This window comes from Calditrichota bacterium, from assembly GCA_013152715.1.
Taxonomy (GTDB): Bacteria; Zhuqueibacterota; Zhuqueibacteria; order Thermofontimicrobiales; family Thermofontimicrobiaceae; genus 4484-87.
In genome coordinates, this window is the sequence record JAADFU010000042.1 from 13,296 (window position 1) to 31,269 (window position 17,974).

Here is a 17,974-nt window from a genome sequence, read left to right on the forward strand (position 1 = left end):
TCGAGTCCAGAGATTGTTAAGTGTTTGATTTCGTTTCCTGCTTCGTTAATGATTTTCCGACTTTATCTCGTTTTTTTGCAAACTTTGCAGTGGAATTATTCCGTTTGCTGCGCTGAGCCCAATATCAAAATCAGTGAACCGTTTCAGCCTCGGTAGCCGGCGTCTCTGTTTCGTGTTCCACTGCTGTTTCAGCGCTGTTTTTTTGAACTAAATAGCTCTTCATTTCTTCAGGTTGATATTGTTCGATATAAGTCGCTACCGATTTATCCATTTTGCTCAAAAAAGCCTTGGGGTACAAACCGATCCAGAACACGAAAATGACGAACGGCAACAACACCACCATCTCGCGGAAACTGAGATCTTTCAAGTTTTTGTTTTTTTCATTTTTCAAAGGGCCAAAGAATACACGCTGTACCATCCACAGCATGTAAAAAGCTCCCAAAATGACGCCCGATGTCGCGAAAACCACGAGGATGAGTTGAAATATCCCCTGAGTCATCACAAAATGCGCCCAAGCTGCTTTGAAGCTTCCCAGTAAAATCAAAAATTCACCGATGAATCCATTGGTTCCCGGAAGCGCAACTGAAGAAAGTGTAATAATCATGAAAACCGTGGCGAACAAAGGAAGCTGATGGGCCAAGCCGCCATATTCGGAAATTTCTCTCGTGTGACGTCGTTCGTAAATAATACCCACCAAAACGAATAGGGCGCCTGTAGAAACGCCATGGTTCACCATTTGCAATATTGCACCCTGCACCGCTTCCGGCGTGAGAGCAAACAAGCCAAGCATTACGTAACCCAAATGGCTGATGGAAGAGTAGGCGACCAGTTTTTTCAAATCGGTCTGCGCCAGAGCCAATAACGCGCCGTAAACAATGCCGATAACAGCCAGGAGTTGCATCAGCGGCGCGGCGATGTGTGCCGCTTCGCCGAAAAGTGGAATCCCCAATCTCACAAAACCGTAAGCGCCCATTTTCAGCAAAACACCGGCAAGAATGACGGATCCGGCAGTCGGAGCTTCCACGTGCGCATCCGGCAACCAGGTGTGAAAAGGAAACATCGGCACTTTGATGGCGAAAGCCAGCGCAAAAGCCGCGAACAACCACAGTTGCGTATGCACGGGGATTTCCAACCGCAACAAATCGCTGAATTCAAACGTCAACTGGCCAAAGGCATTCTTCGCGAGAATTGCCAGATAAATAATCCCTGCCAACATCATGAGCGAGCCGACGACAGTAAATAAAACAAATTTTACGGTTGCGTAAATTCGCCTCGGGCCTCCCCAAATTCCGATGAGGAAAAACATCGGAATCAGCATTATCTCCCAGAAAATGTAAAAAATGAACAGATTGAGCGCGATAAAGGCGCCTAACATGGAAAATTCCAGAAAAAGGAGCCAGAAATAATATTCTTTCTTTCTCTTTTGAATATATCGAAAAGAACTCAGCACCGTGAACGGCATGATGATGGTTGTCAACATGAACAGCAAAACAGAAATGCCGTCGATCCCCACGTGATAGTTCAACCCGAATTGAGAAATCCAGGGGACATTTTCTTCAAATTGATATGCCGCAATAGCGCTGTCAAAGCCCGCTAGCATGTAAATGGAAACAAACATCGCAATGAGAGTCGCCACAAAAGCAATCCATCCGAATATTGAAGCGGAACTCTTTTCTTCACTCGGTTCCCTATTCGGGACAAACATCATGAGCGCCGCGCCAAGAATAGGGATGAGCAATGTCCAGGACAAAATACCCATTAATCACTCCACAAAGTTAACGTTATCAGAAAACAAACATCACCAAAATATACGCCAGTGCAGCGCCGAACAACATGTAAAAACCATACGCCTGCGTATCACCGGTTTGAAAATAGGACAACAACGTCGATACCCAGCGCCAGCCTGAAGCCGAACTATTTGCAGCGCCGTCAATGATCTTTTTATCTGAAATATTCAAAAAGAAATTAGTCGATAATGATTTCAGCGGATTGACGATCAATTTCATGTAAATCTCATCGACAAAATATTTATTCCACAGCAGCCTCGTAAAGCCGGTGTAAGTTTCCGGATCCGGCAGACGACGTTTGATCTCGTGAAATTTAGCTTTGGCAAAATACCAACCGGCGACGGCAATGACCACGGACAAAAGCATGAGCCCGTATTCTGTCGCATGACTGTAATGGCCCACTTGCACCTCCCCGTATTTCGTGACAGCCGGTTCAAGATATTCGTGAAGATAATTGGGAAAAGCGCCAGCCGACAACAATTTCGAAATTCCGATCCAGCCTCCGATTAGCGATAAGCCACCCAAAATCATCAACGGGACAGTCATGGTTTTCGGAGATTCGTGCAAATGATGTTCCTGCTCCCGCGAACCGCGGAATTTGCCAAAAAACGTTAAATAAACCAACCGGAACATGTAAAATGCCGTAAACAGCGCGGCAATCGCGCCGATGAGCCAGACAATTTTGTTACCGTGATCCGTCGCAAAGACATTCCATAAGATTTCATCTTTAGAGAAAAATCCGGCAAATGGCGGAATACCGGAGATGGCTAACGTCGCGAACAGAAACGTGATATACGTCGCTGGCATGTATTTTTTCAAACCGCCCATGTAGCGAATATCCTGCTCGCCGCCCATGGCGTGAATCACGCTGCCCGAACCCAAAAATAGGCAGGCTTTGAAAAATGCGTGCGTCATCAGATGAAAAATAGCAATAACAAACGCTCCGGCGCCGGCAGCCATAAACATAAATCCCAACTGGCTGACCGTGGAATAGGCGAGAACTTTTTTAATATCATTCTGGTAAATGGCAATGGAAGCGGAAAAAATCGCTGTCAAACCGCCGATCCACAAGACGACCTGCATCGCCACGGGAGCTGCAAGGTACAATCCGTGAAAACGAACGACCATGTACACGCCAGCGGTCACCATCGTCGCGGCGTGAATCAAAGCGGACACTGGCGTCGGGCCTGCCATAGCGTCAGGAAGCCACACGTAAAGCGGAATTTGCGCAGATTTTCCGATGGCGCCAATGAACAACAAAATCGCCGCAGCGTTCGTCCAGAAAAATGTCATTGAGTTGCCCTGATGAAAAAACTGATTCACTGCAGCAATATTGAGAGAACCGACATTGGCAAAAATCAAAAACATCCCCAGCAAAAATCCGAAATCGCCGATGCGATTGACAATGAATGCCTTTTTGCCGGCAGCGGCTTTTTCGTCATCTTTGTACCAAAATCCGATTAATAAATAACTGCACAAACCAACGCCTTCCCAACCGACAAACATCAGCGGCAGGGAATCGCCGAGGATGAGCAGCAACATGGCGAAAACGAATAAATTTAAATATGAAAAATAACGAACGCTTGACTCGTCGCCATGAATGTAACCGATGGAATAAAAGTGAATCACTGCGCTGACGCCGGTAATCACTAACAGCATCACCGCCGAAAGATGGTCAACGAGAAAAGTGACATTGATATTCAGCTTATCTACCAACAGCCAGGCGTAAGACGTGCAAGAGAGGGACTCTACTCCGGACATTTTTACGAAAACGACGTACAGGGACAGGAGAAAAGACGCCGCGACGGTGGAAAATGCGAGCGCCCCGGCAAATTTTTCACCCCAAATTTCTTTCTTGCGATAGCCATTGGTCACGGCGACAATTCCGTTCAGAGCGGCGCCAATTAACGGCAAAATAACAATCACAAAAATCAGGCTGTTTTCCATAAAAAATTAGCCCCTTTCTTCACTGTATGTTTCAACTCCGATAGTTCCAGTGCGTTTAAAAAGTCTGACAATAATGGCAATGCCCACGGCAACCTCGCACGCCGCAACGACAAAAACCATCAATGACAGGATTTGTCCGTCAATGTTCAAGTGCAAACGGGCAAAATAGATCAGGTTCAAATTCACGGCATTCAGCATCAGTTCTACACCCATGAGCATGTGCAATAAAGTGCGCCGCAAAATGAACGTGGCTGCTCCCATAAGGAATAAAATAAAAACCACGGCGAGTGTAAAAAATCCGCCGGAACCAGTGATAAATTCACCTAGTGGACTACTCATTCTTTCGACCCTTCCAATCCAATTGTACAATGGAAATCACCGCCACAATAGCAGCGAACAGCAAAGTGGAGACAAATTCAAAAGCAAATAAATAGCGCGACATCAATCCCTTGGAAAAAAGCTCGATCCCGCCGAATGTTTCCGGCGAACTGGCAGGATCCGTTGACAAGCTGATTGTTTTGAACACCTCCGGTTGGCCCTGGATCGCCAAATAAAGTTTGAGTACGAAGAAGACGGCCAGCAACAGGATAAAGAAACCGCCGATCCAGAAAAATTTCGAAAACGGGCGCGAATAATCTTCACTTTGAATGTCCAGCAACATGATAAAATAGATAATCAATACCATGATTGCGCCAGCGTAGATAATCACCTGGAATGCAGCAATGCTGTGCGCTTGCAAAATCGCGTACATCGCCGCCAGCGACAGCATACTCACCAATAAGCCCATCGCGCCGCGAATCGGGTGTTTGGCAAAAATCAGGATCAAGCCTCCGGCAATGGCAACCACCCCGGACAGTATGTACATCAACACATTAAAATCCATGGATTACTTCCTGTGCTAAATTTTTCAACTTTCTGTTTTTGCTACGCTTTTGGATTATAACCATAAACCACATCATCGCTCACCGTCGGATGCCAGGTGAGTAATTTTTCTTTGTCATAAATCATGCGAAAACGATTGTAACCAACCAACTCATTCGTCTGCGGCAGCATTCGGATAGCATCTACCGGACAAGCTTCAACGCAAAATCCGCAAAAAATACAATGACTCACATCAATTTCGAAAACACGCGGCCGTCTCTGAATGTTCGGGTCTTCGCTTTCTTCGGCTTCGATGGTGATGCATAGCGCCGGACAAATAGTGGCGCACATTTTGCAAGCCACACACCGTGGTTGTCCGTTTGAACGCTGCACTAAAACATGCCTGCCGCGATTATTGGGCGACATATCGGGCCGGGTTTCCTCAGGATAAAGGATAACCACGCCGCCCTTGCGAAAAGTGAGCCATTTCCACAAATTGCGAAAAAAATGCTTCGTTGTAATCCAGACGCCGCGGAAAATTTCCCGATAATAAACCTGTATGGTCAAGCCGCGCTTCTTGCGATCCACATATTCCATATCCGGAAAATTCGGAATCTGATATGCCATACTATAAACCTCCCAGTGCCACAATGATAATAGTAATAATCAAATTAACAATCGCCAACGGAAGCAATATTCGCCATCCCAATTGCATCAATTGATCGTAGCGAAATCTCGGCAGACTCCAGCGCATCTGTTGCAAAAACCAAGCAAAGAAAAATACTTTCACTTGGAAAGAGAGCACTTGCAAAATCACCACCGTCGCGTGCGACAGATGGACATAGGAGCCCCCTGGAAAATAGAAACCGTCAGCGAGCAGGTAAGGAACAGTGTAACCGCCAAAGAAAAATGTCGCGATCATGATGGCGACAAACACGATTTCAATAAATTCCGCAAACATGAACAGTAGCATTTTGAACGCCGAATATTCGGTAAAATAGCCGGAGATAATTTCCGATTCTGCTTCCGGTAAATCAAACGGGACTCTTTTATTTTCTGCTACCGCTGCCGCTAAAAAGATGAAAAATGCCAGCGGCTGGACGAAGATTCCCCACTTTGGCAGCCAGCCCCAAGCCAATTCACTCTGCGCCTGAACAAGATCCCAGATATTGACGGTTTGAAAGATGAAAATAATTCCCACCAGAGATAGCCCCATGCTCACTTCGTAGGAGATCATTTGTGAAGCGGAACGAAGCGCGCCCATCATGGAAAATTTGTTGTTGGAAGACCAACCAGCCAAAATCGCGCCGAATACGCTCACACCGCCCACAGCAAAAATGAACAACAAGCCAACGTTCAAATCTGCTACCTGCAAGCGAAAGGAAAAATTAGGTAAATTTTTGGCAAAATATTCGGGAAGATACGGAATCCATTTCAGATACGAAACATTAAAAAATTCCGCCGGTTTGAGGACGCCGGCGAACGGCACAACCGCCACTGCCAAAACTGCCGGCACAAAAGCAAAGAAGATAGCCAAATTGTACATCAATTTATCGTAAACTCCGGGCTTAAAATCTTCTTTGATCAGACATTTAATCGCATCCGCCAGGTTGTTGATAAAGCCCCACATCGCCAATTTTTTCCCAAACGGCAACGGAATAGAAGCACGATTGGCGCCAATCCGATCCTGGAGTACAGCGGACTGTTTTCGCTCCGACCAACTCATCACAGCGCCCATCAAAAACATAAACGCAAATATTCCGCCTGCCAGAATGAAGTACGTCCAAAATTTGACCACATTAATTCCCAGAAAATTCGCTTCCATGCGGTTTGCCTCGTGAAATATGTCTCATCCAAATTACTTTTTTTAAATTAATAAAATTAACAACCACCGCTATTTCGCATTTTGTATCTCGTCAACAGTTCTACCAATGGGGTCAGCTCCCACTTCTTTGAGCACATCAATAAAAAATGTCAATTCGTCATAATTGTTGTCGCCCTTGATCGCACGGCGGAAATTTTGCACGATGCCGTTAAAATTCGTGAAAGAGCCATGTTTTTCCGACGAGATTCGTCCCGCCAGATTATACTTTGCTTTCTCCCAAATTTGATCAGCCATTGCGGACAAAACGATTAAGTTAAGCCCGTCAATTTTTTCCAGCGGCGCGCCGGGACCCCAGACAAAAGCGTACTTGAAATCACTGATCACCATATCTTCGATATCTTTTGCCTCGGGAAAAGTTTTTTTGACGCCCGCCATGTTCGGTGTCTTGTCTTGTTTGATTAAAATATCATCTTCTTTCACTTCGCCGCTCGATTCCTGCCATACCCGGTCTTTTTTGTGAAAAATCCCTTTAATTCCCAGATGAGAAACAAGCTGTTTTGCCAGAGCAAGTTCTTCGTTAGTGGCATAGGCTGACGCGACAAAAGCTGTCTCAGCGGCATGTTCCTTCAACAACGCGGCAACTTCAGACACAAATTTGTTATAGTCAACAGCGTAGTGATTAATTTTTGCGCCGGAAGCCCGGTTTTTTGGCGGAAGAATGTAATATTCCCTGCCGAAATCACACATCCACGATTTATTCACAGCGTCATTTTCTCGCGGACGAACGCGATAAATTTTGTTATCTTTGGTCTCTATCCAGATATTGCATCCGCGCGAACATCCGGCGCACACAGAAGGTGTTTTGTGCAAATACCAGACTCGCTCTTTGAAGCGAAAATATTTTGCTGTAAGCGCACCGACGGGGCAGTTATCGACAACGCAATAGGCATACGGATCATCATCCAGCGTGTCGCCGTGCGCCAAAGCCACGTAAGAACGGTCGCCTCTTTCCACAATTCCCAATTTATTTGTCTTGGAAACTTCCTCTGTGATACGAACGCAGCGCGAACAAGTAATACAGCGTTCCGCGTCGTAAATTATTTTCCTGCCAAAATGATAAAGTTTTTCCTTGGCGACTTTGGTTTCATTGAATCTGGATTTGTCGCCGGAAAATTCCATGTATTGATCCTGAAGCATGCACTCGCCCGCTTTGTCACAAATCGGGCAATCCAACGGATGATTAATAAGTACAAATTCTAAAATAGCTTTGCGAATCTCCGCGACCTCGGGAGTATTCGTGTGAACCGCCATGCCTTCGACGACCGGAGTCATGCACGATGGCTGCGGTTTCGGATTTTTTTCAATCATTACCAGACACATCCGGCAATTTCCGCTGGGAAAAAGGTGTTTATGGTAACAAAACCGCGGAATGTAGATGCCATTTGCCTCGCAAGCGTCAATGAGAAGCGTTCCTGCCGGTACAGTGATTTCCTTACCATCGACCGTAAGCGTTACTTCTTTCATACCTTCTCCTGAAAGCGGACGAATTTACCCGAATAAGGGCAACCGCCTTGTTTTATATGTTCCTCAAATTCTTTTCTGAATTTTTTCACAAAACTATCCACCGGCCCACACGCGGCGTCGCCTAACGGACAAATTGTATGGAAGGCAATGTGCTTGGTGATACTGGTGAGAAGATCGAGGTCCTCCATCTTCCCGTTTCCTTCCTCGATTCGTCTTACAATTCGGTGCAGCCAACCTGTGCCTTCGCGGCAAGGCGTGCACTGACCGCATGATTCATGTTGGTAAAAATGAGTCAAAATTTCCAGTAATTTGACCATGCAAGTGCCCTCGGCAATTACGATTACTGCGCCAGAGCCGAGACTGGAGCCCGCTGCTGTAATGGACTCGTAATCTATGGTCATATCTTTTATGTCTTCAGGTTTCAACACCGGAGTCGAAGACCCGCCGGGAATCACTGCTTTCAATTTTTTGCCGTCGATAATTCCGCCGGCTTCATTGTTCAAAAAATCCATGAACGAATAGCCCAACTCCACTTCATAAACGCCCGGTTTTCGAACATGACCGCTAACGGAAAGCAATTTTGTTCCCGATGATTTTTCCGTGCCGATTTTGTGGTAAGCATCGCCGCCATTGGCAATAATCCACGGCACACTTGCCAGAGTTTCCACGTTGTTAATAATTGTCGGGCATTTGTACAAACCTTCAATTGCCGGAAACGGGGGTTTGTTTCTCGTCTGACCTTTCTTTCCTTCAATGGAATTCATCAGCCCGGTCTCGTCGCCGACAACGTACGCGCCAGCGCCTTTGTGAACGGTGATTTCGCACACAAAATCAGTGCCTTTGAGCGGCTTGCCCAGATAGCCTGTTTCGTAGGCTTCTTTAACAGCGGCTTTCACGCGCTCCAGCGCGAAGCCGTACTCCCCGCGAATGTAAATATAAGCATGTTTGGCACGAATCGCGTAGGACGCAAGAATCATCCCTTCGATTAACATGTGGGGATTTTCTTCCAGAATAACGCGATCTTTGAACGTGCCCGGTTCTCCTTCATCGCCGTTACAAATCAAATAAACCGGTTTATCGTTATCTTTTGGCAAAAAAGACCACTTGATACCTGCCGGGAATCCCGCGCCGCCACGGCCTCGAATAGCGCTCTTTTTCACCTCTTCCAATACTTCGGCGGGGCTCAAGGCGGGAATTTTTTCCGCTATGGTTTGATAACCGCCGCGTTTCAGATAGCTTTCCAAAGTATGGCTCGTGCCATTGCGTTCGAAATTTAGTAAAATCTTTTTATGCGACATACCGTACTCTTTTATTTATATTCGGGCCATTCTTGTGGTTTTTGTTCGTGCTCTTTCCCGTTGCGCAAATCTTCCAAAATTTGATCGACCTTTTTCTCATCCAAAAGCTCGTAATACCGATCACCCACCTGCATCATGGGACCTGTGCCGCAAGATCCTAAACATTCCACGGTCTTCAGCGTAAACATCCCGTCAGGAGTTGTCTCGCCAATTTTTATTTTGAGCGTTTTACAAATATGATCAATGACATCCTGACTTCCCAACATGGCACAGGAAATGTTACTGCAAACTTCCAACACATATTTGCCTTCTTTTTTCTCCGTGAACATGGAATACCATGACCGGACTTCTTCAACCCAGATTTTAGGAATATCTAATTCCGCTGCGATTAAATCCACCGCTTCATCTGAAACAAACCCTTCCCGTTTCTGAATCATCCACATGAGCGGCAGGGTCAAGGATCGCGCCTCCGGATAACGTGTTCGCAAATAAGCAATTTCCTTTTTTTCAGCATCCGTAAAATCCATGAGCACCCTTACATTTTTTTTGATTCACTCTGATAAAGGCTGACCTAATGAAAATTTAAAATTTATTCTGCCTCTTAAATAATGATAAAAAGTTGAATCCGGCAAAATTTCTAACGATCACATTCGCCGCCGATCATATTCACTGTACCGAAAATCGGAATAATATCTGCCAATTGGTGACCAATGATTATTTTGTCAATTGCGCCCATGATCAAAAAACTCGGCGGACGAACATGCAGACGATAAGCTGTCCCGGATCCGTCAGAAACAAGGTAAAAACCCAACTCGCCATTGGCGCCTTCAACGCAATGATAAAGCTGGCCTTTCGGCGGCTTGGGGCCGTCGATGACTAATTTGAAATGATTGATCAAACCCTCGATTGTCGTATAAACTTCCGCCTTCTCCGGCAAATGTGCAAAATTTGCTTCCGCATTGATCGGCCCATCGGGAATTTTGTCGATGCACTGGAGACAAATTTTGATCGACTCTTCGATTTCACGCATACGCACGTACCAGCGATCGTAATTGTCGCCATATTTTCCCACCGGGACTTCCCATTCCACTTCATCATATTTCAAATAAGGCATTGCTTTTCGCACGTCGTACGCAACGCCGGTGGAACGCAGAAACGGCCCGGTAATCCCGTCATTAATCGCATCTTCTTTGCTAATTTCGCCGACGCCCTGCATCCGGTCGAGGAAAATGCGATTTTTGTCCATCAAACCGTGAATATCTTTCAGCAGCGGAATGTTATCCAGCAACAGTTGTCTTGCTTTCTGGAGCCACTCTTTGGTGGCATCTTTGGCGACGCCGCCGATTCTGGCGTAACTGTAAGTCTGCCGCGCGCCGGAAAGCCAGTTGAAATGTTCCCAGATAAAATCACGAGCTTGCATGAAATAGAGAAACGGCGTCATGGCGCCGATTTCGCTGCAAATAGCCGCCTGGCAGGTGTAATGGTCTGTGATACGAGACATTTCCGCCAGCAGGGTTCGCAACCATGAGCAACGCTCGGTAATTTCTATGCCGAACAGTTCCTCCAGCGCGCCAACGTAACCGAAATTATTGATAAAAGCAGACACATAATTTAAACGATCAGTGTAAGGCAGCGCTGAAATATATGAATGATTTTCACAGCTTTTTTCCATGCCGCGATGAAGAAAACCAGGCTCCACATCGAGGTTGACAATCGTCTCGCCAACTAATTCCGCAACCATTTTAATCGTGCCGTGCATCGCCGGATGCGAAGGCCCGATGTTCACTTTTATCGGCTGATCGTGCGGGCCGGTAATAGGAAGTTCAACGATTTCTTTTCTTTTCTGAACCTCTGCGACTTTATATTTAGCGGGAATCTCAAAATCAGTCATTTTCTTGCTCCGGATTTCGTAACTGAACACGGGGCTGTTCGCCCATTAGCGGATAATCTTTGCGTAACGGATGTCCTTCAAATTCTTCGTACAAAAGTACACGCCGCAAATCGGGGTGATTGGTAAATTTTATGCCAAACATATCCCAGACTTCGCGTTCCAGATAATGCGCGGTCTGCCACCACTGATAGCTGCTGATAACTTCGGGATGTTCGCCCCCGCAACTGGCGATTACACGAAGGCGACGATTAGCGCTGACAGAATAGAAATGATACACCACGTCAAAGCGCGTTTCCGAGTACAAATCTTCCTCTCTGCCGGTGAGATTTGGTTTTTCAGCGTAATCACTGCTCAAATAATCCACCGCAGTCACATCCAGCAGCATATTCATGGGATACTTGGGATGATTTTTCCAGAATTCAAAGACCTCTGCCAGATCCTCTTTCGGAATGCGGATATTTGGCTGACCAAACTGTTCCGAATAGGTGGCGTCGGGAAATTTCCCAAAAAAATCAGGGATATCGTCTTTCAATAGCCAGTATTTTTTCATATTAACAAAGACCTATAAATATTGTTTAGACTTGCGAATTTTTTCCTGCAATGCCATAATTCCATCGAGGATCATCTCCGGTCGCGGCGGGCAACCAGGCACGTAAACATCTACCGGGATGACGCGGTCTGCGCCTTGCAACGTGGCATAGTTTCGATAAAAACCACCGCTCACAGCGCAAGTGCCTACGGCAACCACATATTTCGGCTCTGCCATTTGCTCCCATATTCGCCGCAGAACTGGCGCTTGCTTGTGCGTAATTGTGCCGACAATCATCAACATGTCCGACTGGCGCGGAGAGTAACGCGGCATAGCGGCGCCAAACCGATCTGTGTCATAGTGCGAAGAACTTACAGACATAAATTCCATGGCGCAGCACGCCGTTCCGAAAACATATTGCCACAACGAATAGCTGCGCGCCCAGCCGATGAATTGGTCCAATTTCGTGGTAATGACATTATCAAGAATTTTATCTTCACTCATTCGATACCTACCTCCATTCCAGCGCTTTGCGACGATAGGCGTAAATAAACGCCACAATCAGAAAAAACAAAAAGATAAAAATTTCTACAAACGCTATCGAACCCATAGACCGAGCCACAATCGCCCAAGGATAAAGTAAAATTCCTTCCAGATCGAACAACACAAATAATAATGCGATCAGATAAAAACGAATCGCTACACGTCGATTGTTGTCCTGAAGTAAATCGGAGCCACACTCAAAAGGCGTATATTTGGAAGGAAAATCTTGACGATGTTTTTCCTTGGGACCTAACAGAGCATTCAGAATCAAAATCAGCGCAGCCGTGCCAACAGCGATCACTATCATCAACAGTACGGGCAGATATTGTTCTGTCATAAGCGGTCTTCCCCTATTAAATGATTCTTGTTTGTCAATAAATATGGCGGGAAATAAATTTGAAGAAAATTGTGATGAAAAAAATACGAAGACGACCCTTTGCTCCCCATCAATGAGGAACTCAAAACATGACCCATTTTCCCCTCGATTTGTCGCTAATATTTTAGAAATTCACTCTCTCAATTAAGAAACAAGTATATGAAGATTTTTTAAAAAAGTCAAGGAAAAAATTGAGAAAGTTGAAACTTTTGTGAATTTTTTCACTGCAAAATCAGGCTCTATTGGTCGATTGTTCAATTTACGACAAAAATACCTGTTTTTGTGCAAGATTAACGATAAAATTCAATTACATTCAAACATGAGCGCGAGTGCAAAATTTGATCTGTGACGAACAACTTTTTTTTCTGCGCACTCAACATCACACCAATCGACATTCCGCGCCTTCCCGTCGGTGAAAAATTTTTCCACAAAAAAGCCACGAACATCAGGAAGACATTCGCGGCTTTTTCAACACAAAAATATTGACAACTTTAACCGCAACCACCCTGTTTGCGGACTTTTTTCTGAAGTTTTACCTTTGGAGTATAATCCAATTTAAAGTTTAAATGTTCTTTTTCCGGCGCCGCGGATTCTTGTTCGCTGCCGAGCGCCGATAAAAATATGTGACGCAATTTTCCCTCAGAGCCAGCGACGGCCTCAGTCTTACATTTTTCATGTCCCTCGTGACCGAAAATATCCAGCCATCTGTTGATACCTCCTTCGAGGAGATAAACATTGGGAACATGCAGCGCCGTCAATATTTTCCAGGCTTCCGTAGCGCGGATTTCATCATTGCTCATTAAAACAGCAACGGTATTATCCGGCATATCCAGCAATTTCTCCGCTGTTGCTTTTAGATTACTCATGTCCACCAATTGGGCATCTTTCAAATGAAACAAATTGTAATCCGCTTCATCCCTGACATCGAGCATTTGCAAATTGATGTCATTATTGTAAATCAGATCCAGCAACTCGCCTGGATGGATTTGCACCTGACGCTCGTCGAGCAGAGCCTGTTTTTCCGGAGCCATTTTTTCCCAGAGGTCCTTTGGCGTGGGCTGCCCAACTGCCATGACAATGAGCGCCATTAAAATCAACACGCCCGCGCCGACCATCTGCCAGCGCGTGATTTTTTTATCCTTCTGGTCGCCAAAAATTCGCTCCAACACTTCAGCGCCCCAGAACATGAACAACGCCAAAATCACAACCAGCAATACCACAACGCCGGTGCTCAAACCCAACCAATCCGGCAAAGTGAATCTTCCCAGGTAAGTGGAATTCCAGAAAGTATCAATTTTACTGGAAGTCTCGCCAAAAACAAAAATACCAAACAACGCGCCAAGCACGAAAAACACACCGTCTTTTTTTAAGGTCGCAACTGCAACCAGCGATGTGCCCGGTCAGTAACCGCCGATGATAAAACCAAAACCCATAATAAAACCGCCAACCACCACCGGAATAATGTAAGTCGGATTGACAAAAATGACGCTGTAATCCAACAACTTCAAACCAGTGGAAAGAAAAATCAGCAGCATGGCGACAATGATCGCCGTAAACATGGTTTTCAGGACCGTTTGATCCTTGAAATAGAATTGCGCTGCTAATTTAGTAGAATTGCCAAAGCCGGTCATTTCTAACGTAGCGCCGAATCCTATGCCAATCAGCAAAAAGATTACGTAAGCGCCCCAATGGCCTAAAATTTGTTCTATTGGAAAAGGAGCCATTTCAATTCCCTCATGTTAGATTTAATTCCATTGTTTTCTTAAAAAATAAGCCAAAAGATAGCCGCCAAGAAAAATGGCGAACAAGAACGCCCAACTGCCGACGGCCAACGTCGCCCCACCGTTGAGCCCCTGGCCTGAAGTGCAGCCGCGAGCCATCCGAGCGCCGTATCCCATCAAACTACCGCCGATGAAAGCGAGCAGCCACCGCGTTTTCACGGAAACATGGGGACCTTTTCCGGTCATTGCTTTGAGTCTTTTATTAATTAAACCGGAAAGAAACCCGCCCACAAGAATGCCCAAAGTCAAAAAAACAATCCAGTGGTCAAGCGGATTTCTAGGTCCGCCGCCAATGTTGATCAGATAGGGAACTTGGTTCACATGACCCGGCGCAAATATTTTTTCTAAAAAAACAACAAACCGATTCAATCCGCCAGAGGCGCCGAGGCCGTCGCCGGTAATAAAATATGCCAGAAACAAAACAATTCCCAGGATAACGCCGCCTTTGTACGGATTCATGTACGGCTTGCCGGGCATTTCCGTTTTGTTTTTTTCAGCTTTTACCATTTTTTTCTCCTTTATCATCTTCTGTAACTTCCACTTCTTCCCATCCGGTAATCATGGCTTTAATCGCCGCTAACGGCGTGTGGCCCGTCGTTGTCAAATAAATATGCAGCAAAAGAAATGCGGCAAAAAACCAGGCGATGAGCGTGTGGATGGGAATCAAAATCGTCAATCCGCCTAATTTGTCGGCGAAACTCCGAAAATGTTGCGCTCCCATGATCAGCACACCGGTAATGATCTGCAGCGGAAGCAACACATTCAAAATTGCCAGATACGTCATTTTTTGCATCGGATTGAGTTTTTCTTCAATTCCTTCTTTTCTGAATGGGTGAGGTTCACCCTTAAAAATTCCACTCGTATAAAAAATAATCTGGGTGATTGCCTGATTGAAAAATCCTTTGGGCTCAGGCAAAAACATTCTCACTCTACCGCTGGCAAAATAATAGAATATTGCAAAAATGGCGTTCAGCAGCAGGAGAATGCCCAAGGCATTATGCGCATAAACAACGCCTTTGAAACTAAAAATGCTGAAAACCTCCGGCGCGTGGATGATCAAACCGGTGAAAATTAGCAAAATAATTGCCAGTGCTTGCAGCCAATGCCAGAAACGTTCGTAGCCTTCGTACAAGTACATTTTTTCCAGCTTCACTGAATGCTGGTGTTTCAGTTTGCGTGCCGCCAAAATCCGCAGACCACCATGAACAACGACGCCGAACAGGACGCCCAAAAATGTCAGCAATCCGATCCATTTGACGATTGGCTTACTGTCATGTCCCAAAACGTACATGTCCGCCAGGGACGTCGCCGGCAAGAAAACAACGTTGCCGCTGTCGTTGGTGGCGATTTTCCCTGAAATGTCCAGATCGATATCTTTCACAAAAACAGGCTGCGCACCAAGCGGCGCTACCGTGGCGAGCAGAAATGGCTGCGACATCCGTGAATCTTTGCTGTGGCACGTCTCGCAAGACTGCGTACCCCAGTCTCCGTCAATAACGTCGTGATGAATGCCGTACGGCTGGATTTCACTGGCAATGTGCGGATTTTCCACGCCCACAGCCCGGAGACGTTTTTTAACGGCATCGATTTTTTCTTGCTTATTTAAAACCAATTCCGACGCCGAAATATCGCCATCGCCGTTCTCATCGAACACAGCGACCAAATCCGGATGATATTTTTTATTTTGAATAAAAGCTTTTTTCAAATCCACCAATCTCACCGGTTTTTCCGGGTTGTCGTAAACCCAAAAATAGGACGTGATCAAATTGTACGGCACCAACCGGGTTCTGCCGTCGTGTTCTTTCCGCGGCAACAATACCGGCTTGTATCCGGTGATGAGTTTGGTAATGTCCAGCTTGTTGCCTTCGATACCGCGACACTCAATTCGCGGCTTGCCCTGCAAATTGATCACTGTCCAGTCATACATACTTCTCGTCGGCGAATAGATTTTAGGAATATGACAGGACTCGCAAGCCAATTTGTCCAGATGGCGATCTTTGTAAGGCAGCCACTGGTGCGTTTTTTCCGTGTCGTGACAGTTCTCGCAACGGCGCATTGTATTTGCCAACTCCGGTGCGATAGTGTGTTGCACGGTTTTTCCTTTGGCAAATTGATGACTGGGTCTGATGAGATACTCTTTCAAATCCAGCCTTCTTGCCTCAAATTTAATGTGTCCGGGTTCCACGCCTTCGTGATACGATGGGTTATTAATTGAATAGTGGCAGTTGACGCAACGCACCAATCGTTCAGCGTGCACATCCCAGGGTCGGGACAATTTTTCTTTATTTTGCAAATTCATGCCGCTCTCGGAAATTCGCTGCGGCGAAATAATCTGCCCCGTGGTCTCGGTTTTCCAGTAGGCTGGTTTGCACTCATTGAGCAAAAGCGGACTATCAGGATCATCATGAACTTTTCCGTGACAGGCAGCGCAATTTTGATCCGTGGGATCCTGCATGAGCACAAACTGTATCTTGAGTTCGCCTTTCGCGTCAAACGCAGAGCGATTCCATTTCCAACCGGATGGAGTTTTCGAGACAATTCCGGAGCCGTTCAGCGTGGCGGTATTTGCCCATTTGAAATTTCCTTTCGCAATCTCCGCGCTTCGCGCTTCGTTATCCGGATTGGGAATATGGCACAGAAAACAGTTCATTTCCACGACACCGGATTTTTTCCAATTCCAAGGTTTCATCTGCCCTGTTTCAGGATCGAGGACGTGCGTCTCAGGATCGCCGGGTTTGACAGTTAGCGATGTCAGCGGTTTGCCGTCACGGCTGTACACCGCCGGTCCGCCGCCCACATGGCGCAGGCCAAACATTTTTATCCAATCAGCAGTGCCCAGATCCATTCGCGGATCATTTTTCGGCGTGAGATAACGATAAAGAAGTGGATTCCACTGACCGAAAGCGCCGTCGCTCAAGTCCCAGGGTCTGAGCATCGACTTTCCGCTTTCTGTGTAATTGCTCAAACCTAAATCGGAATGAAAACTGTGCGTTTCGATAAATTGCGTATCGTGGCAATTGCCGCACGTTTTCATGGTTGAAATTGGCTTTCCGGAAGTCAGAACATTGACGCCGTTTTCATCCAACATCGGAAATGTCGGATGAATCGTTTCCTTCACCTGGGCAAAAGCGGAGGTTTCGGCGATCAAAAGAACCAATAGAAATGTCATAATAATTTTCGTACTATTTCGGAAGGTCTGTTTGTTTGTCATTAATCTGCCCCCCCTTTAGTTGGTACATTGGACTTGTGTGATTTGATTCGTCTGCCGCCGTAGAAAATCGGATCGCCTTCGTAACCGAGCGCTTTCCAGTCGAGGCGGCCTTTTCTCGACGTTCCGGATTCTGAATGGCAATCCGCGCACAACAGCGCTTTTTCTTTTGGCGCGACCATGTGAGAGAGCGGCCAGAACATATCTGTGCGCGCGAAACCGTATTCACCGCTGTATTTTATGCCATTCGCTTCAGCGCCCAATTTGGCAGCCTTCTGCCAGTTGAATTCCGTCCAGTATCCGCCTTTGCCGTAAGTTTTGGGCACAAGCAGATAGTTGTATTTTTTATCATAAATTTGTTTTGCACGATGCACTTTAAAGGGAAAAATTTTCGCCTTGGGGTC

At 46.0% G+C, this 17,974-nt stretch carries 18 protein-coding genes; all 18 read right to left on the reverse strand.

The genetic code is table 11. The features are described from left to right. Positions 1–130: 130 nt before the first annotated feature. Complete coding sequence (locus tag GXO74_03570; protein ID NOZ60738.1) at positions 131–1,759, reverse strand: NADH-quinone oxidoreductase subunit M; 1,629 nt, start codon at positions 1,757–1,759, stop codon at positions 131–133. A 25-nt stretch (positions 1,760–1,784) separates the two neighbouring features. Further along, the gene (gene nuoL / locus GXO74_03575) at positions 1,785–3,734 is read right to left on the reverse strand and encodes an NADH-quinone oxidoreductase subunit L (GenBank protein NOZ60739.1); all 1,950 of its coding nucleotides are present in this window, start codon (positions 3,732–3,734) and stop codon (positions 1,785–1,787) included. Between the two features lie 6 nt (positions 3,735–3,740). Then, positions 3,741–4,073, reverse strand: coding sequence for an NADH-quinone oxidoreductase subunit NuoK (gene nuoK / locus GXO74_03580; GenBank protein ID NOZ60740.1), 333 nt, complete (start codon positions 4,071–4,073; stop codon positions 3,741–3,743). Beyond that, complete coding sequence (locus tag GXO74_03585; protein NOZ60741.1) at positions 4,066–4,617, reverse strand: hypothetical protein; 552 nt, start codon at positions 4,615–4,617, stop codon at positions 4,066–4,068. Before GXO74_03585 ends, nuoK begins: the two co-directional genes overlap by 8 nt. Before the next feature lie 41 nt (positions 4,618–4,658). Further along, positions 4,659–5,192: an NADH-quinone oxidoreductase subunit I gene (locus GXO74_03590; protein NOZ60742.1), complete on the reverse strand. Its 534-nt coding sequence runs from the start codon at positions 5,190–5,192 to the stop codon at positions 4,659–4,661. A 31-nt stretch (positions 5,193–5,223) separates the two neighbouring features. Next, the gene (locus GXO74_03595; GenBank protein NOZ60743.1) at positions 5,224–6,420 is read right to left on the reverse strand and encodes an NADH-quinone oxidoreductase subunit H; all 1,197 of its coding nucleotides are present in this window, start codon (positions 6,418–6,420) and stop codon (positions 5,224–5,226) included. Positions 6,421–6,489: 69 nt separating this feature from the next. After that, positions 6,490–7,944 carry a 2Fe-2S iron-sulfur cluster binding domain-containing protein gene (locus tag GXO74_03600; protein NOZ60744.1) on the reverse strand — a complete coding sequence of 485 codons (1,455 nt, stop codon included), beginning with the start codon at positions 7,942–7,944 and terminating at the stop codon, positions 6,490–6,492. Continuing rightward, positions 7,941–9,242, reverse strand: coding sequence for an NADH-quinone oxidoreductase subunit NuoF (gene nuoF, locus GXO74_03605; GenBank protein ID NOZ60745.1), 1,302 nt, complete (start codon positions 9,240–9,242; stop codon positions 7,941–7,943). Before nuoF ends, GXO74_03600 begins: the two co-directional genes overlap by 4 nt. 11 nt (positions 9,243–9,253) lie before the next feature. Continuing rightward, positions 9,254–9,769 (reverse strand): NAD(P)H-dependent oxidoreductase subunit E, encoded by a 516-nt coding sequence (locus tag GXO74_03610; protein ID NOZ60746.1) that lies wholly within the window; start codon positions 9,767–9,769, stop codon positions 9,254–9,256. 110 nt (positions 9,770–9,879) lie between these two features. Continuing rightward, the gene (locus GXO74_03615; GenBank protein NOZ60747.1) at positions 9,880–11,133 is read right to left on the reverse strand and encodes an NADH-quinone oxidoreductase subunit D; all 1,254 of its coding nucleotides are present in this window, start codon (positions 11,131–11,133) and stop codon (positions 9,880–9,882) included. Further along, entirely contained in the window at positions 11,126–11,683 is a 558-nt protein-coding gene (locus GXO74_03620; protein NOZ60748.1) for an NADH-quinone oxidoreductase subunit C, read from the reverse strand. The genes GXO74_03615 and GXO74_03620 overlap by 8 nt, the downstream gene beginning before the upstream one ends. 12 nt (positions 11,684–11,695) lie before the next feature. Next, a complete protein-coding gene (locus tag GXO74_03625; GenBank protein NOZ60749.1) occupies positions 11,696–12,166 on the reverse strand; it encodes an NADH-quinone oxidoreductase subunit B in 471 nt (156 codons plus the stop codon). Between the two features lie 7 nt (positions 12,167–12,173). Beyond that, a complete protein-coding gene (locus GXO74_03630; GenBank protein NOZ60750.1) occupies positions 12,174–12,542 on the reverse strand; it encodes an NADH-quinone oxidoreductase subunit A in 369 nt (122 codons plus the stop codon). 530 nt (positions 12,543–13,072) lie between these two features. Further along, positions 13,073–13,936 carry a rhodanese-like domain-containing protein gene (locus GXO74_03635; GenBank protein ID NOZ60751.1) on the reverse strand — a complete coding sequence of 288 codons (864 nt, stop codon included), beginning with the start codon at positions 13,934–13,936 and terminating at the stop codon, positions 13,073–13,075. A gap of 45 nt (positions 13,937–13,981) precedes the next feature. Beyond that, positions 13,982–14,305: a YeeE/YedE family protein gene (locus GXO74_03640; protein NOZ60752.1), complete on the reverse strand. Its 324-nt coding sequence runs from the start codon at positions 14,303–14,305 to the stop codon at positions 13,982–13,984. 21 nt (positions 14,306–14,326) lie between these two features. Continuing rightward, positions 14,327–14,839: a YeeE/YedE family protein gene (locus tag GXO74_03645; protein ID NOZ60753.1), complete on the reverse strand. Its 513-nt coding sequence runs from the start codon at positions 14,837–14,839 to the stop codon at positions 14,327–14,329. A gap of 16 nt (positions 14,840–14,855) precedes the next feature. Then, positions 14,856–17,573: a hypothetical protein gene (locus tag GXO74_03650; protein NOZ60754.1), complete on the reverse strand. Its 2,718-nt coding sequence runs from the start codon at positions 17,571–17,573 to the stop codon at positions 14,856–14,858. Next, positions 17,573–17,974: hypothetical protein (locus GXO74_03655; GenBank protein NOZ60755.1), on the reverse strand; the 402-nt coding region annotated here is incomplete at its 5' end. The genes GXO74_03650 and GXO74_03655, both read right to left, overlap by 1 nt.

What these genes read in the sequence shown, in the direction of transcription:
- GXO74_03570 (NOZ60738.1), bottom strand. Translation starts at nt 1,759, where the DNA reads ATGGGTATTTTGTCCTGGACATTGCTCATCCCTATTCTTGGCGCGGCG.
- nuoL (NOZ60739.1), bottom strand. Translation starts at nt 3,734, where the DNA reads ATGGAAAACAGCCTGATTTTTGTGATTGTTATTTTGCCGTTAATTGGC.
- nuoK (NOZ60740.1), bottom strand. Translation starts at nt 4,073, where the DNA reads ATGAGTAGTCCACTAGGTGAATTTATCACTGGTTCCGGCGGATTTTTT.
- GXO74_03585 (NOZ60741.1), bottom strand. Translation starts at nt 4,617, where the DNA reads ATGGATTTTAATGTGTTGATGTACATACTGTCCGGGGTGGTTGCCATT.
- GXO74_03590 (NOZ60742.1), bottom strand. Translation starts at nt 5,192, where the DNA reads ATGGAATATGTGGATCGCAAGAAGCGCGGCTTGACCATACAGGTTTAT.
- GXO74_03595 (NOZ60743.1), bottom strand. Translation starts at nt 6,420, where the DNA reads ATGGAAGCGAATTTTCTGGGAATTAATGTGGTCAAATTTTGGACGTAC.
- GXO74_03600 (NOZ60744.1), bottom strand. Translation starts at nt 7,944, where the DNA reads ATGAAAGAAGTAACGCTTACGGTCGATGGTAAGGAAATCACTGTACCG.
- nuoF (NOZ60745.1), bottom strand. Translation starts at nt 9,242, where the DNA reads ATGTCGCATAAAAAGATTTTACTAAATTTCGAACGCAATGGCACGAGC.
- GXO74_03610 (NOZ60746.1), bottom strand. Translation starts at nt 9,769, where the DNA reads ATGGATTTTACGGATGCTGAAAAAAAGGAAATTGCTTATTTGCGAACA.
- GXO74_03615 (NOZ60747.1), bottom strand. Translation starts at nt 11,133, where the DNA reads ATGACTGATTTTGAGATTCCCGCTAAATATAAAGTCGCAGAGGTTCAG.
- GXO74_03620 (NOZ60748.1), bottom strand. Translation starts at nt 11,683, where the DNA reads ATGAAAAAATACTGGCTATTGAAAGACGATATCCCTGATTTTTTTGGG.
- GXO74_03625 (NOZ60749.1), bottom strand. Translation starts at nt 12,166, where the DNA reads ATGAGTGAAGATAAAATTCTTGATAATGTCATTACCACGAAATTGGAC.
- GXO74_03630 (NOZ60750.1), bottom strand. Translation starts at nt 12,542, where the DNA reads ATGACAGAACAATATCTGCCCGTACTGTTGATGATAGTGATCGCTGTT.
- GXO74_03640 (NOZ60752.1), bottom strand. Translation starts at nt 14,305, where the DNA reads ATGGCTCCTTTTCCAATAGAACAAATTTTAGGCCATTGGGGCGCTTAC.
- GXO74_03645 (NOZ60753.1), bottom strand. Translation starts at nt 14,839, where the DNA reads ATGCCCGGCAAGCCGTACATGAATCCGTACAAAGGCGGCGTTATCCTG.
- GXO74_03650 (NOZ60754.1), bottom strand. Translation starts at nt 17,573, where the DNA reads ATGACAAACAAACAGACCTTCCGAAATAGTACGAAAATTATTATGACA.